The following is a 15,082-nucleotide window of genomic DNA, read 5'->3' on the forward strand; positions in this document are numbered from 1 at the left end:
GTTTGCAGATGAGTGGGACTATTTTTTATAATCCCAAACAGTGATTTCAGCTGAACCATAATATTTCTTAACAAGCGCCTTTGTTTTATCAGTTTGTAGTGATTTCACAACATCCTTATAAATTTGCTTATCTTTATCTTTCTTATTGGCAGCGATGAAGTTAAAGTATTGCTCTGAATCTTTGTTTAAACGTTCAATGTAGATAGCTGTGTCAATATTTAACTTGGCAGATTTAGCAAAGTTTGTGTTAACTACGGCAGCACCAACCTTTGGATCTTTTAATGATGAGGGTGTTTGTGAGCCATCGACGGGCGTAATTTTAAGATTCTTAGGGTTGTCAATAATATCTTTAGGCGTAGCTTTGTCAGTCTCTTTAATCTTAATTAAACCGGCATCTGCTAATAAGTGAATGCCACGATTTTCGTTGGTAGGATCATTAGCAACTGTGATTTGCTCGCCATCTTTAATATCTGAAACATGTTGATACTTATCTGAATAAATGCGCAATGGTGTTGTCCATGTGTCACCAATCGATACAATGTCTGTCTTATATTGTGCATTCCAGTTTGCTAGATAAGGGTAATTTTGGAATGCATTTAAATCAATATCACCAGCAGATAGCGCTTTATTGGGCTGAAGGTAATCTGTAAATTTCTTTGTTTTTAAAGTAATACCATATTTATCTTTGGCTGTTTTAATGACAGATTTCCAAATTTCGTCTTCATTTTTGTCACCAGCCATCACACCAATTGTGACAGTTTTGTTCGCTTTTTGACTACCGTGACCACCAAAACTAAAATAAGCAGCAACAGCAATCACAACGACGATGATACCGCCAATTAACCAATTCTTTTTACGCATAAATAAACTCCTTTTCTATTCAGCTTATTGCTTACTATCCCAAGCGGGTAATTCTGCACCATCGTATACTTTTTTAATCACATCTTTTGTTGTTTGAGTTTGATAAGCTTTGACAACATTTTTTAGTACTTGTTTATCTTTATCCTTGTCATTTGCAGCAATAATGTTAACCCACTGATGAGAATCCTTATTGATTGGTTCTACAAAGATAGCCTTTTTATAATCAAGTCCAGCAGTGTCGGCGTAGGTACCATTCACCACAGCACCTTGTACATCAGATAGTGTTCGTGCAGTTTGGTCAGCGGCTAACTCTTTAATTTTAAGTGATTTAGGATTTTTGGTGATATCCTTCACGGTAGCTGTTTTTAAGCCGGCTTTTAGATCAATTAGTCCCGCAGCCTTTAAGACGTAGAGTGAACGGCTTTCATTGGTAGCGTCATTTGGTACAGCAATGGTATCACCCGCTTTGAAATCTGATACTTTTTGATAAGTGTTTGAGTAAAGTCGAATAGGGGAGATAACAGTATCACCGATCGCAACAATCTTATTGCCGGTTGCTTTGTTAGAGGCATCTAAGAAAGCATAATGCTGAAAGGCGTTGATATCTACTTCACCATCAGACAAGGCCTTGTTAGGCTGATTATAATCTGAGAATTGTTTGAATTTAAGTGTGATGCCGTATTTATCTTTAGCTGTTTTAGAAACTGAATCCCAAATAGACATGTCTTGCTTGGATCCAGACATAATACCAACTTTAACCACTTTACCATCAGTTTGGTTTGACGCTGGTTTACCAAAACTCAGGTATCCGATGGCGCCAATAGCAATGATGGCAGCGCCACCAATCAGCCAGTTTTTTGTTTTACTCATAATTGATTCTCCCAATAATATATTCATTTTAGAGATAGGCTAAGCAGCAGCAGTTAAACGAAAAAAAGCCGCTTCTGTATACCTAAATACAGAAGCGGCTAAATAGCGCGTTACCATTCTGAGTTGTCAGTTATTATTACTAATAACTTGCTCACTAACCATCGAGCATTGGGAGATGACCCTAGCTGAATGGTGTGCCCAGTAACGAGGGCCAAACCGTTGTCAACTAAATGGTAAACCAATTCGTCAACACCAATCACAGGTCATTTTCGCAATCGCACGCATGCTAATTTTCATCAACCATTAGCTTTCTGATTTTTGCTTAATTGCTACTTTTCTGCTCTACTTGTTTATCTCTAAAATCGTTAAACCTAATAATACATATCTCGATTATGTTTGTCAACTATTTTATTTCGTATTGTCAAAAATAAGGAGAAAAATACCAGTTAAAATAGCAGTCGAACCAAATAGTGTGTATTGTCCAAACCAAGGGACAAATAGTGTAGAAAGCAAGGCGCCAAAGAAGAACGCTAAAATAATTAGTGTAAATAGTCCAGCATTTCTCAAAGCAGCATGATCCTTGGTGTAAATAAAAGTCATGAGGTTTGCACCAACGTTACGCAGATTACCTGTTGACATCACACTTGTGAAAGGTAACCCTTGCACTTTAGGAAAAGCATCTAGTTGAATCGCTAGAAAAAAGGAAAGCAAAGTGATATATGTGGTACTACTGATATGATGTGATAATATCACAACTAAAATGATACCGATGGTTTCAACGAGGATACTGTGTTGTTGTGTCGATAACTGCTTAGGTTTGAAACGGTGCTTAATAATACCATTGAAAGCTGCGCCCAAAAGAAAAAATAAGATAGGCAAAATGAAGTTGACCGCACCTGTGTAATTGCCCTTGGCAAGCACGATGCCAGCCTGAATGATATTGCCTGTTTGCAAACTGGCGAAACGTTCACCATGAAATTGAAACGTGTAAGCGTCGACAAACCCAGAATTAGTGGCTAACAGTAGTGCAATCGGGAGGCGCTCGTGAATGGGGTGGTTAATCGTGTTTTCTGACATAATTTTGTGGACAGCAGCGCCGGTGTGATTCTTTTGGCCTGTGTCGATTCTCCGATAAAATTTACTTTTCTATTTTACGCTATTTTATGTGATACGTGGTGAAAACAATTGAAAATAGCATCATTAGAAACGGAAAAAACTTATTTTAGTCATCATATTTGTTATAATATGAGCAATGAGGAGAGCTAATGAAAAAAATAATCACAATTATCTTAACTATGATAACGACGTTTGTGATTGGCATCGGCATGGCGCAAGCCGATTATCAAATTACAAAATATCAACAGCACATCACAATTAATGAGGATGGTAGTGCTTTGATTGAAAAAGAGGTTCATTATCATTTTGATAAGCAGATGAATGGTATTTATCTTAATGAAACGTTAAAGGGGGCTGCTGACCAGAAACGCAACTACACTTGGGGCGGATTAAAAGCTATTACTATATCTGACAATGGTGGACCTTTTAAATCTGTTCCGCCAATGGAAAAATCAGCAGTCATAGGCTACGTAGAAACGCAGCATCAGGACGAGGTGCAAGAAAAAGTTTACTATCCGATAAAAGCTGATAAACAATTAGTTGTCAAGTACCTTTACCAAATCAACAATCTTGTCGTTAATTGGGATGATGTATCAGAATTAAATTGGTTAGTGATTACTAACTGGGATGTGGCGTTACATGATGTTAAAGTGACCATGTCATTACCTCATCAACCCAGTCAAACTCTGAAAGCTTGGGTACACAATGATCAAGGAATACAAGGACGTGTAGCTATCAATAAGGACAAGTCACAGCTGACTGTTACCACAGATGAAGTTGCACGCCATAAACGATTAGAATTAAGAAGTTATTTTGACAAAATGCAGACACCGCGTAATCAGAACAGCCAATCCGGTCAACGCGCTAAAGTAATTTCAAATCAGGAAGCAGCAAAAACGATCAAAGCCTATCGCGCTTTGCAACGTGTTAAACTATTCGGATTAGTGGTATTGCCAATGGTAACGTTATTATTACTACTTGCCATGCTAGGGTTTATGTATCATGTGAGACGAGCCATTAAGCAGGGAAAGCAAGCCAGCGGTGCCAGTCAACCGCCTGTGCATGTTTACGATATTCCTAATGACTTGGGACCAGCAATTATTAATGCGCGTATTGATTATAAGGCTGATGTGTCAAAAGTGATTGTGGCAACATTATTAGATTTGGTCGCTAAGCATAAAATTACAATAGCATACACGCAAGTCACTGATGTTTCGCATGCGGTTTACAAAGTAATCAATGAAGATGGTTTGCAAAATTATGAGCGGACATTTATTCGCATGATTTTTGGTCCATCGCGTGATAATGTGTTTCAATCTGAGTTTAAGCGACAAGATTCGGCTGTTTCTGACAGAATTCGGAAAGGTGTTGGCTTGTTCACGCAACAAATACGCAACCATGATGAGACAAAGGCGCTAATCAACCAAAAGCGCACAGATTATTATAATAATTTGAAAATCAGTCTCAATGGATTGATTGGTTTTAGTGGCTTTATTATTTTTATCGCCAATATACTAATGGCCAATTATAGTGGTATTTGGCAAATATGGTTAGCTGCAGTGTTTGAACTGATTATAAGTATTGCCATGTTTGGTATCGTTTATTATCAAAATACAACAGTATATAGTGTGCCCGATGGTTTTTCAGAAAAATGGGCATGGGACGGCTTTCGCTTGATGTTACATGATATTGCTAATTTGAAAGATAAAACAGTATTGGATGTGCAATTGTGGGATAAGTTACTGGCATATGCTGTGATATTTGGCGAAGCTAAAAAGGTGTCCCAAACTTTGAAATTATGGGCACAAGATGAAAACGTCGTTGTCCCTAATTTGCCACTCTATATGGTATACAGTAGTTTTGGTGTCGACTGGGCTGATAATTTAGCCCAGAATATCCAAACAAATAGTGCCTTTGAGAGTAACGTTTCTGGTGATGGGGGTAGTTTCTCTGGTGGTGGATTTTCAGGCGGTGGCGGCGGTGGCGGCGGTGCTTTTTAGCTGTGACACGGGGTTCAGCTTGCGTAGTTCACATGATTTTGATAAAATTAAAGTATAATTAAATCATTCCTGAGGGAGTAACTGGCGGATTTTCCGCGATAATACCGTCAAAGCAAGTAATTTCAAAGAGATTACTTATATCGAACACTATGTTCCGGTACTATCTGAAACGGTGAGACTCATGTAAAAACCAGACGTTGTTCGTTGGGTTATTTACATGAGTCTTTTTGTTTCTTGTGAGACACAGGGTGATGAGCGCAAAATGCGTGGGAGGAAAATATATGCCAAATCGGCCATTGTATAATCAGGATGCGACGGAGATATTATCTGATTTAAAGACAGATCGTCATCATGGGTTGAGTCAAGACGCGGCAACAGCGTTGCTAGAGAAAAATGGCTATAATCAGCTTAAAGAGGCAGCCTCAACGAGTTTATTGCAAAAATTCATTAATCAGTTTAAAGATTTTATGATTGCAATTTTGTTAGTTGCAGCTGTCGTTGCAGCTTTCACTGGTGAACTAGTTGATGCTATTTTTATTTTGGCCATTGTCATCATTAATGCCGTTTTTGGTGTTTTTCAGGAAGCCAAAGCGGAAGATGCTATTAACGCACTAAAAGAAATGTCAACACCCAACGCCAATGTTATTCGTGATGGGAAGGAAATGTCCGTGAAATCAACAGCGCTAGTTGTTGGTGATATTATTCGGTTAGAGGCTGGTGATATTGTACCAGCCGATTTGCGGTTAATTGAATCTGCTTCATTACAGATTGAAGAAGCCTCGCTAACTGGGGAATCTGTTCCGGTGAATAAAGTGTCTGATACCCTAACAGATAAAGATTTGCCATTAGGTGATCGTACTAATTTAGCTTTTATGAATACTAACGTGACTTACGGTCGTGCCGTCGGCGTTGTCATTGGGACGGGGATGCAGACTGAAATTGGTCATATTGCTGGAATGCTGGAGGCTGCAGACGAAACGAAGACACCTTTGCAAGAAAACTTAATACGACTAGGTCGTGTTTTGACATATCTGATATTAATTATTGCTGCGGTCACCTTTGTTGTTGGTCTCGCAAGAGGCAGGGAAACAATTATCGACATGTTGTTGACATCAATTTCCTTAGCTGTTGCGGCTATTCCCGAAGGATTACCTGCAATTGTCACGATTACATTGGCGCTAGGGACAACACGAATGGCTGCACGGCAAGCCTTAATTAGAAAATTACCAGCAGTAGAAACACTAGGTTCAACTGATATTATTGGTTCTGACAAGACTGGTACCTTAACCCAAAATAAGATGACAGTCGAAAAAGTTGTGGTCAATGCTGAAATTCAAGATGCAGCTACTACGGAAGAACTGAGTGGTACTTACGCACGTTTGGCTGATATTTTAGCGTTAAACAACGATACTAAGCGTACAGAGAATGGTTATGTAGGTGATCCAACAGAAACGGCCCTAATTGCTTTTAACGAAAACCATCACCGTGACATTGATACATTATTTTCAGAAATGCCACGTGTTGCTGAAATTCCCTTTGATTCTGAACGCAAGCTGATGTCAACAGTACATCCAGCACCTAATGGGTACATTGTTACCGTGAAGGGGGCACCAGATGAATTGCTTAAACGCGCCACACAGATTGAAATGCACGGTGATGTCGTACCATTGACAGATGAAATCCGGACAAAGTTGTCTGATATTAACTCGGAATTAGCAACACAAGCATTGCGTGTTTTGGCCTTTGCTTATAAATTGTCTGATACTGTGCCACCAAATATGACTTCTGATGCTGTGGAAAACAATTTGATTTTTACTGGTTTTGTTGGCATGATTGACCCAGAACGACCAGAAGTGGCGCAAGCGGTATTAGAGGCCAAGGCAGCCGGTATTCGTCCAATGATGATTACTGGTGATCATCGTGATACGGCAGCAGCCATAGCTATTCGTCTGGGCATTTTGAATGAAGCAGATAAGGCGACTGCGGTGATTTCAGGCTCAGAGCTAGATGCTATGACAGATGAAGCATTTGCTGCAAATGTGCATAAATATAATGTTTATGCGCGTGTGGCACCAGAACATAAAGTAAAAATTGTGACGGCTTGGCAGAAGAAGGGTAAAGTTGTTGCCATGACAGGCGACGGTGTCAACGATGCACCCGCTTTAAAAGCTGCTGATATAGGTATAGCTATGGGCATTACAGGTACTGAAGTGTCTAAAGGTGCTTCAGATATGGTTTTGGCTGATGACAATTTTGCGACAATTGTTCACGCCGTTGAAGAAGGTCGTAAGGTGTTTGCGAATATTCAAAAGTCATTACAATATTTGCTTGCTTCCAACTTAGCTGAAGTCATTTCAATTTTTGTGATGACACTATTAGGCTGGAATATTTTAGCACCAATTATGATTCTATGGATTAATTTAGTAACGGATACGCTACCAGCTATTGCCTTAGGTATTGAACCAGCGCAAAAAGATGCCATGTCACGTCAACCGCGTGGCCGCAGTGCAAGCTTCTTATCTGGTGGTGTTGGGGCAGCCATTATTTGGCAAGGTATTTTACAAGCTGTGATAGTATTAAGTGTTTATGGTTTCGCACTTGCCTATCCGGTACATGCTGCTGAATTTGAAGCTCATCGTGATGCGTTAACCATGTCATTTATGACGTTAGGTTTGATGCAAATGTTTAACGCCATCAACGTTAAATCGGTTTATGGTTCAATGTTTGGCCCCCAAGCTTTCAAAAATAAACTATTTAACTGGGCACTCTTGGGCTCGTTAATTGTGATGGCAGCAGTTGTTGTTATCCCGCCGTTAAACCCAATTTTCCATGTATCACATCTAGATGGCTATCAGTGGGCGATTGTATTAGTTGCAGGAATCAGTATCATTATTATTGTTGAACTGGTAAAATTAGTACAGCGAAAATTTTTTAAAAAAGGATAAAAACATTGGCAAAATTTAACCCTAAGCAAGCACAAATCTATATTCAAACACTTCAAAGTGTATTAACAAATACAGAAGACACGGCAACGCGCGTCACACCGTTCTTTACAAAATTAGATGATGCGAAAGCGGCAGACAAAATTTCAGAGATTCCTGCAGCTGAATTTGCAGAAATTAAAGCTGAATTTGAAGACGCTGTTGCCAGCTATCAAAGCAATGCGCAACAATTAGCCAAAGCATCAGCACCGGTGCGCCTTCTTGGCGTCCATAAGACATTGTCAGCTGCTTACACAAAGTACGCAGAGGCGACGCAGTTGATGTCTGAGGCTGTTATTGTTGCGGGACAAGCAGTTGATAACGACAAATATGCAAAGTCTGAAGCTGATCAAGCAGTGTATCTTGAAAAAATACATGCAGCGGTTGGCAAGATTATGAACAGTGCTAGCATGTCAAGATAATAAAAAAACGTTTACCCATTGGCGGTAAACGTTTTTTTATTTGGCATCATCTGGATCAACACCATAAATTTCAATGTGAAAACCGGTAATATTTAAACCACTTGCTTGTCTAGCAGCCTCAAACAGTGGTTTAACATCAAAATTATCAGCATCAATAATTTCATTGGTGCGACTATTAATAATATGGTAATGTGGTTCACCATAAAAATCATAATGTCGTTTGCCATCTTTTTGGGTATCAATGACAATGACAATCCCGACATCTACCAATTTTTCGAGTGTATTGTAAATTGTAGCAAGACTAATAGTGGTCAAGTCCGCATGAATCATTTCAGCTGTTGGATGCGTTTCGTGAGTCATTAGATAGTCCAAAATGGTCAGTCGCTGAGATGTTGCTTTTAAACCGTGATTTTGTAAAATATCACGTAATAATGGTTCTGTCATGAGCTAGCCTCCTATTAGTCTCTAAAAATATTATAGCACGTAAAATAGAATGTTTCTAATTAACTTGATTTATAATGATAAATTTGGTATAAATAGATTAGAATAATTCTAAAGAGGGAAATGATGGATAAGCAAAGTTTAATGCAACGCAATAACTTAATTCGTGCAGGCGTTATGGGTGCCAATGATGGCATTTTATCAGTTTCAGGTATTGTTTTGGGGGTGGCTGGGGCTACAAGTAACACAGGAACTATTTTGCTGGCGGGTTTTGCTGGTATGTTAGCTGGTACAGTATCAATGGCGATGGGGGAATATGTCTCAGTTAGTTCGCAGCATGATGCCCAGGAAAAAGTTCGGCGTGTACAGACCGAAGCACTAAAATCACAATATGATACTGAATTTACATTTGTTAAAGATAAATATGTGGCAGAAGGCATTTCGTCACATTTAGCACATCAGGCTGCCGAAGAAATGATGAGCAAAGATCCACTAACAACCACCGTACGTGAACGATATGGCTTTTCACTTGATCACGAATTGAGTGCTGGGGGTGCGGCATTAGCATCCCTGATTAGTTTTCCAATTGGTTCTATTTTACCGATGTTAGCCATTTCTGTGATGCCAAGAAGTATGCGCGAAATTGCTACCTTTATTGCCGTAGTCATTGCTTTGGCCTTAACAGGTTATGCAGCAGCCGCTTTAAATGGGGCCAACAAACAAAAAGCTGTGATGCGAAACATTATTGCCGGTGTATTTACGATGATTGTAACTTATGTCATCGGCTCGTTATTTAGATGAAAGGGGTGTGCTAAGCTATTATGTTTTTAGGCACAATAAAACCAATGGATATATTTAAAAAAGAAAAAGCGACAAAAGAACAAGCAACGATGGATGAAAAGCTCAATGCTATTCGTGCCGGTGTTTTAGGATCTAATGATGGCATTTTAACGGTTGTTGGTGTACTATTTTCGGTTGCAGCTGCGACAACGAATAATTTTGCAATCTTTATCGCCGGTCTTGCCGATTTAATGGCTTGTGCGCTATCGATGGCTTCAGGGGAGTATGCTTCTGTTAGTTCACAATCCGATAGTGAAAAAGTAGTTGTGGCACAAGAAGAAGCATTATTAAAAAGTGATTTTAGTGGACAACATCTGACTGTAGAGAATTTTTACGTTGACCGTGGTGTGACACGGTCAACAGCAAAGGCGATCGCAGACGAATTATTGACAAAAAAGCCATTAGAAACAATGTTGAGCATTAAGTATGATATCAAGCTTGGACATTACATGAACCCATGGTCTGCAGCTTGGGCGTCATTATTTAGTGCAGCTATCGGTGGTGTGTTTCCATTGGCTGCATTAATATTGTCACCAGCACGATATCAATTTATTGCGACAATTGCTGCGACAGCTGTTGCGGTAGCACTTACTGGCCTGTTAAGCGCCAAGCTATCTAATGGCCTAGTTAAGCGTGCTGTCATTCGTAATATTATCATTGGGTTGCTTACGATTGCTATTCACTACGGTATTGGTAAGTTATTCTAAAAATAGTTTTTTTAGTATAAATATTGATTGATATTTGGCATAATAGAGTTATGCTAAACCAAATGAAAAAACAATTCGATATCATTTATAAGCGTTACCATTTGGCAGTTTTGAAAGATCTTTTTGATCGTGCTCAAATAGGTTATGTTGGGCCAACGTTTGCTTATTACGCTTTGTTGACTATATTTCCAACGATTATGTCTGTTGTTATGCTTATTTCTATTACCAACGTCAATCAAAAAGACATGATAGCGGTTGGCTCAAGTATATTACCACAAAATATTCAAGCTATTGTGTTGCCAATATTAAGATCTGTCCTTTCGTCAACGCATTTGACACTTTTATCTTTTTCGGTACCATTCACGTTATGGACGGTGTCACAGGTGCTTGCAGTCTTTCGCATGTCGTTCAATCGCATTGCCGATGTTGAAGAACATATCAGTGGGCTCTTAACGCGCGTTTGGTCATTTCTTTGGCTACTTTTAATTATAGCGGCATTTGGTGTCTTGATGATTGGTAGTAACATTCTAGCAATTGTCGTTCGCTATATTCCCGGTAGTCAGGTGCAAAATATAATTATTAGTGGCTCGAAATGGTTTATATGGCTCGGCATGTTTTTGCTACTTGTCATGTTAAATTATTTTTTACCGACAAAAATGGGACGCGCACCAATTAAATGGGTCGCTCTTGGTAGCTTTATTGAATTAATCATGTTAAATCTACTTAATGTCGGTTTCACATGGTATGCACAAGTGGGTATCAAGCAGTACAACTTTTATCAATCAATAGGGTCTATTATTGTGTTGTTAATTTGGCTGAACCTGATTGGTACCATATTGGTATTAGGTTATGTGTTGATTCAATGGTTCAATATGATTAATCAGCAGGCTGATACGACACAATTGGAGGAGAGTGCTAGTGATCTTTGAACAGGAAGATTTTAAGGTTTTTGATGAACAAACATTAGATGGTCGTATGCAAGGTATTCGATCAGTTATCGACCCCAAATTTGAACAATTAGCCAAGGTAATTTTACCACTCTTATCGGAAGACGGCCAAGCGTGGTACGCACACATTGCGAAACATTTGCGACGAACTACTAATCCGCCTGAAAATACTTGGGTTGCTTTCGCGCCAAATAAGCGTGGCTACAAAATGATGCCACATTATGAAGTGGGAATGTGGGATGATCATGTGTATATTTATTTAGCTGTAGAAGAAAATATGAAACCAGCATCAACCCAAAAAATTGTAGCGCAAATGACAAAGGCACGGGAACTTGTGGCACAATTACCGGCCACTTTTACCTTAAGCCAGGATCATATGGTTAATAAGACAGAGCCGTTGACGTTAACGCATTATGATTTGGCCGTTCAAAAGTTTGCTGAGACGAAACATAGTGAGGTATTGATCGGTTTGCAGATTATGAAATCTGACTATGAAACATTATCATTTGAGGATACGAATCATATTATGGCGACTTTTAAAGCACTGCGTGCTATATATGAAATAATCAAATAAAAAAGTGTCTGTTCATAACAGACACTTTTTTAATGATAGATCAGCAAAGTTGATAAGGCTAACATTAAAACGTAACCCATATGCTGCCAGTTACCAATTTTTGCTTTAACAAACTGTAAAACAAAAGCAAATAAGCTAAATATGATAATAAATAACGTGCCAAAGTTAACAGCATGACTAAATAATGTCACCCAAAACAATCCAAGCGTTAGAATACTAAGTTTGCGACCATCAGGATTAGGCATCATAATTGGGGTGAAATAAAATAAAAAGGCAAAAAACAAGGGTAACAGTTGCCAAATAAAACGCTGTGTCAAGAAATTATTAGTGACGTAAAATATAGCAATGGGTATAGTAAATGTTGATAAAACACTCAGTAAAATCAAACCTAAAATATTTTGTAACCCTAGCCAACTTTGTTGAATGGCAATGAAAAAGGCGCTTAGGAGTAATAGTAGTATGAAAACTTCATGTCGCGTCTGAATGAGGGAACTAAAAGTAAACAATAAACTGATACCTAGAAAAAGGTAACTTAATAGACTACGAAAATTTTGCGTGATTAATAGAGTTACGGCGATTGATAGTACTAAAGTATAGCCAAATAGTGGCATAATTTGCCAACTCACAGTAGCAGCTGACAAAGCCTGCGTATGTAATAACGGTTGTCGCCACCAAACAATATTGAGACTAACCACAATCACGACAAGTGGCATCCATCGGCGCCAATCAAAAAAACCAGCAGGCGTAAAGTTTTCGTAACTACGGCGCTCTTGCGGATTGGTTGTGGCGCGTCGTGGTATCACGCGACCATCTGGGAGCTGATGCATTTGTTCATATTGACTATCCATAAGTAATATTGTACCTTAAACCTTAAGTTTTGATGGTACGAGTTTGTGATATTTATGTTACGATTTGCTTTTTTGCGCAACCTTTGCTATTCTGAATATACAATTTAAAACAGCTATCAAGAGCAGGTGAGTGATACAGCACTATGACCCTGCACCAACCGGCAAATATGTCAACGCATATTGTGTCACGGTGGTCCATCTGTACAGATAGTCGTCACGTTAAGCGCGTCCCGACTTATCATTGGGACGCGCTTTTAATTTGCGGCCAGTAGCTTTTTAATTTGAATTTTGAAGGAGGTCATGTTTTTATCATGACAAAGTATTTTACATCAGAATCAGTATCTGCGGGGCACCCAGATAAAATAGCCGATCAAATAGCGGATGCGATTTTAGATGCTGTTTTAGCACAAGATCCTAATGCACGTGCAGCAATTGAAGTGACAACTTCAACAGGCGATGTATCAATTTTTGGTGAATTATCGACATCTGCCTATGTCAATGTTCGGCAAATTGCGACTGAAACCATTCGTGAAATTGGTTATAATCATGCAGAATTAGGATTCACCGCTGATTCTGTTAATGTATCTAACAAAATTGTTGAACAATCAGGCGATATTGCGCAAGCAGTCGACAATGCTGATGATGACCCAGAACAATTAGGAGCAGGTGATCAAGGCATGGTGTTTGGCTATGCGACAAATGAAACTGATAGTTATTTGCCACTCACATTAGCCTTATCACACCGTTTGATGCGTAAAATTCGTGATGTGCGTGAAGCGGGCATAGTTGGTTACTTGCGTCCAGATGCTAAGGCAGAAGTCAGTGTTGAATTGGATGATCAAGATCATATTACACGCATTGCGGCTGTTGTATTATCCACACAACATGATGAAAATGTTTCTCTTGAACAATTAAGAAAAGATGTACGTGAATTAGTTATTGACCAAGTATTGCCACAAGAATTAGTTGATGATAAGACAATTTACTATATTAATCCATCTGGTCGCTTTGTGCTCGGTGGACCGCAAGCAGATTCTGGTTTAACGGGACGTAAAATTATTGTAGACACGTACGGTGGTGCAGCACATCACGGTGGTGGTGCGTTCTCTGGAAAAGATGCCACGAAAGTAGATCGCTCAGCAGCTTACTTTGCTCGCTATGTTGCAAAAAACCTTGTGGCAGCAGGCGTTGCTGATAAACTCGAGCTTCAAATTGCGTACGCTATTGGTGTTGCCGAACCAGTATCATTGAATATTGATACATTTGGCACAGCCAAAATTGACGAAGCTAAAATCCGCGATATTACGGCAGAACTTTTTGATTTCCGACCATTGGCAATTATTAACCAACTTAATTTACGACGTCCAATCTATAAGCAAACAGCAGCATTTGGTCATTTTGGTCGTACCGATATTGATTTACCTTGGGAAGCACTAGACCGTGTCGATGAAATTAAGGCTCGCCTCTAATTTTTTACCCGCTGGAATATGTTAGAATAGGATATGTTTAAAAAGCAGTCAACAATTCAATTTTTAATGTTCGGTGTAGCAATTGGCGAGAGCATGACGCAATTGTCTAATAGTCAGCAAGAAGCATTGCTACAACAGCCGATGAATTTTCAGCAGGACTTAAGATGGGGTGCCCAAACAAGTTTAGCTTTGACGACGGTCGCTAGCTTATCAAGAGGTTATCAGTTAGCCGATGTCATGAACCATTTTCAAAATTGGTACAGAAAACGGCAGTTCGCGCCTGAAAAAACAATCCAACATGTCGACGTGATTACCAAAAAAGCGATGGATAATTATATTAAAAATCGCGATACCTTGTCTTCAGGTGTTTTTGAGGACACAGCTGATAGCGAAGACATTCTGGTGAGAATGCTACCAGTGGCGCTCTATCTTCATCATGAATATGGGGTCTCATTTATTAATGATGAAATGGCTATGCTGACGTTGCATCGCATTGCCGGATTGACACATAATGATGAGGGCGCCTTGGTCAGTGTTGGTATGTTAAGTTTGATTGTGAGTCAATTATTAGAAAAACAATCTATTCGCGATGCAGTTGAAAATGGGCTTGCTTTTGGTTTTGAATATTACTCAAGGCACAAAGTGTTTGCTTCTGAATTAAGCGCTTTTGAAGAGTTGAATTTGCCGGACTTTGCTAATATTCCGGTAAGTAATATGACACTTGATGGTCGCAGTGCTAGTACACTAGAGGCAGTCATTTGGTCGTTGTTAAATAGTGACAGTTATACCGAAGCGATGCACAACGCGTTCCTACATGGGCATGCAAATAGTGTTGTGCCAACGATTGTCAGTGCTATTGCTGCGATTGTTTATCAGGAAGAATTAATATTACAAGCCAGTCAATATCTCGTTTCACGAAAATTGATTGTTGGCGTTGCTAGTCAGGCAGAACGGTTAGGACGATTTAATTAAAAAAGATGTTCACGATAACGTGAGCATCTTTTTT

At 39.2% G+C, this 15,082-nt stretch carries 14 protein-coding genes and 1 riboswitch; of the genes, 9 read left to right on the plus strand and 5 right to left on the minus strand.

The window, feature by feature from the left end:
• Window positions 1-18 precede the first annotated feature (18 nt).
• From FGL72_RS00985 to FGL72_RS00995, 3 genes are all read right to left on the minus strand, one after another.
• A complete protein-coding gene (locus FGL72_RS00985) occupies window positions 19-861 on the minus strand; it encodes a MetQ/NlpA family ABC transporter substrate-binding protein (protein WP_004901382.1) in 843 nt (280 codons plus the stop codon).
• Window positions 862-885: 24 nt separating this feature from the next.
• Window positions 886-1,731, minus strand: coding sequence for a MetQ/NlpA family ABC transporter substrate-binding protein (locus tag FGL72_RS00990; RefSeq protein ID WP_004905335.1), 846 nt, complete (start codon window positions 1,729-1,731; stop codon window positions 886-888).
• A 408-nt stretch (window positions 1,732-2,139) separates the two neighbouring features.
• Window positions 2,140-2,808, minus strand: a complete 669-nt coding sequence (locus FGL72_RS00995; RefSeq protein WP_004906641.1) for a YoaK family protein — start codon at window positions 2,806-2,808, stop codon at window positions 2,140-2,142.
• Window positions 2,809-2,996: 188 nt separating this feature from the next.
• Between FGL72_RS00995 and FGL72_RS01000 the strand changes: the two genes are divergently transcribed.
• From FGL72_RS01000 to FGL72_RS01010, 3 genes are all read left to right on the plus strand, one after another.
• On the plus strand, window positions 2,997-4,847 hold the full coding sequence (locus FGL72_RS01000) for a DUF2207 domain-containing protein (RefSeq protein ID WP_133286016.1): 1,851 nt from the start codon (window positions 2,997-2,999) through the stop codon (window positions 4,845-4,847).
• A 281-nt stretch (window positions 4,848-5,128) separates the two neighbouring features.
• A complete protein-coding gene (locus FGL72_RS01005; protein WP_100666214.1) occupies window positions 5,129-7,792 on the plus strand; it encodes a cation-translocating P-type ATPase in 2,664 nt (887 codons plus the stop codon).
• Between the two features lie 5 nt (window positions 7,793-7,797).
• Window positions 7,798-8,250, plus strand: coding sequence for a hypothetical protein (locus FGL72_RS01010; RefSeq protein ID WP_024046988.1), 453 nt, complete (start codon window positions 7,798-7,800; stop codon window positions 8,248-8,250).
• Between the two features lie 36 nt (window positions 8,251-8,286).
• Here FGL72_RS01010 and FGL72_RS01015 read toward each other — a convergent pair whose 3' ends face one another.
• Window positions 8,287-8,694, minus strand: coding sequence for a Fur family transcriptional regulator (locus tag FGL72_RS01015; RefSeq protein WP_004904825.1), 408 nt, complete (start codon window positions 8,692-8,694; stop codon window positions 8,287-8,289).
• A 123-nt stretch (window positions 8,695-8,817) separates the two neighbouring features.
• Between FGL72_RS01015 and FGL72_RS01020 the strand changes: the two genes are divergently transcribed.
• The 4 genes from FGL72_RS01020 (at window position 8,818) to FGL72_RS01035 (ending at window position 11,759) form a co-directional block, all read left to right on the plus strand.
• Complete coding sequence (locus FGL72_RS01020; protein WP_004902611.1) at window positions 8,818-9,492, plus strand: VIT1/CCC1 transporter family protein; 675 nt, start codon at window positions 8,818-8,820, stop codon at window positions 9,490-9,492.
• Window positions 9,493-9,536: 44 nt separating this feature from the next.
• Window positions 9,537-10,238, plus strand: a complete 702-nt coding sequence (locus FGL72_RS01025) for a VIT1/CCC1 transporter family protein (RefSeq protein WP_036058469.1) — start codon at window positions 9,537-9,539, stop codon at window positions 10,236-10,238.
• A 62-nt stretch (window positions 10,239-10,300) separates the two neighbouring features.
• Window positions 10,301-11,167 carry a YihY/virulence factor BrkB family protein gene (locus FGL72_RS01030; RefSeq protein WP_133286017.1) on the plus strand — a complete coding sequence of 289 codons (867 nt, stop codon included), beginning with the start codon at window positions 10,301-10,303 and terminating at the stop codon, window positions 11,165-11,167.
• On the plus strand, window positions 11,157-11,759 hold the full coding sequence (locus FGL72_RS01035; protein WP_133286018.1) for a DUF1054 family protein: 603 nt from the start codon (window positions 11,157-11,159) through the stop codon (window positions 11,757-11,759). Before FGL72_RS01030 ends, FGL72_RS01035 begins: the two co-directional genes overlap by 11 nt.
• Before the next feature lie 29 nt (window positions 11,760-11,788).
• Here the strand turns inward: FGL72_RS01035 and FGL72_RS01040 are convergent, their stop codons facing one another.
• Window positions 11,789-12,607: a hypothetical protein gene (locus tag FGL72_RS01040; RefSeq protein WP_004902602.1), complete on the minus strand. Its 819-nt coding sequence runs from the start codon at window positions 12,605-12,607 to the stop codon at window positions 11,789-11,791.
• 110 nt (window positions 12,608-12,717) lie between these two features.
• Window positions 12,718-12,821, plus strand: a riboswitch (SAM riboswitch).
• 97 nt (window positions 12,822-12,918) lie between these two features.
• Here FGL72_RS01040 and metK point away from each other — a divergent pair.
• Both metK and FGL72_RS01050 read left to right on the plus strand, forming a co-directional pair.
• Window positions 12,919-14,076, plus strand: coding sequence for a methionine adenosyltransferase (gene metK / locus FGL72_RS01045; protein WP_146992303.1), 1,158 nt, complete (start codon window positions 12,919-12,921; stop codon window positions 14,074-14,076).
• 33 nt (window positions 14,077-14,109) lie between these two features.
• The gene (locus tag FGL72_RS01050; protein WP_004902595.1) at window positions 14,110-15,048 is read left to right on the plus strand and encodes an ADP-ribosylglycohydrolase family protein; all 939 of its coding nucleotides are present in this window, start codon (window positions 14,110-14,112) and stop codon (window positions 15,046-15,048) included.
• Window positions 15,049-15,082: the final 34 nt, after the last annotated feature.

The organism is Leuconostoc citreum, assembly GCF_007954785.1.
Classification (GTDB): Bacteria; Bacillota; Bacilli; order Lactobacillales; family Lactobacillaceae; genus Leuconostoc; species Leuconostoc citreum.

Coding starts and splice junctions, on each gene's coding strand:
- FGL72_RS00985 (WP_004901382.1), bottom strand. CDS start 861: ATGCGTAAAAAGAATTGGTTAATTGGCGGTATCATCGTCGTTGTGATT.
- FGL72_RS00990 (WP_004905335.1), bottom strand. CDS start 1,731: ATGAGTAAAACAAAAAACTGGCTGATTGGTGGCGCTGCCATCATTGCT.
- FGL72_RS00995 (WP_004906641.1), bottom strand. CDS start 2,808: ATGTCAGAAAACACGATTAACCACCCCATTCACGAGCGCCTCCCGATT.
- FGL72_RS01000 (WP_133286016.1), top strand. CDS start 2,997: ATGAAAAAAATAATCACAATTATCTTAACTATGATAACGACGTTTGTG.
- FGL72_RS01005 (WP_100666214.1), top strand. CDS start 5,129: ATGCCAAATCGGCCATTGTATAATCAGGATGCGACGGAGATATTATCT.
- FGL72_RS01015 (WP_004904825.1), bottom strand. CDS start 8,694: ATGACAGAACCATTATTACGTGATATTTTACAAAATCACGGTTTAAAA.
- FGL72_RS01020 (WP_004902611.1), top strand. CDS start 8,818: ATGGATAAGCAAAGTTTAATGCAACGCAATAACTTAATTCGTGCAGGC.
- FGL72_RS01025 (WP_036058469.1), top strand. CDS start 9,537: ATGGATATATTTAAAAAAGAAAAAGCGACAAAAGAACAAGCAACGATG.
- FGL72_RS01030 (WP_133286017.1), top strand. CDS start 10,301: ATGAAAAAACAATTCGATATCATTTATAAGCGTTACCATTTGGCAGTT.
- FGL72_RS01040 (WP_004902602.1), bottom strand. CDS start 12,607: ATGGATAGTCAATATGAACAAATGCATCAGCTCCCAGATGGTCGCGTG.
- metK (WP_146992303.1), top strand. CDS start 12,919: ATGACAAAGTATTTTACATCAGAATCAGTATCTGCGGGGCACCCAGAT.
- FGL72_RS01050 (WP_004902595.1), top strand. CDS start 14,110: ATGTTTAAAAAGCAGTCAACAATTCAATTTTTAATGTTCGGTGTAGCA.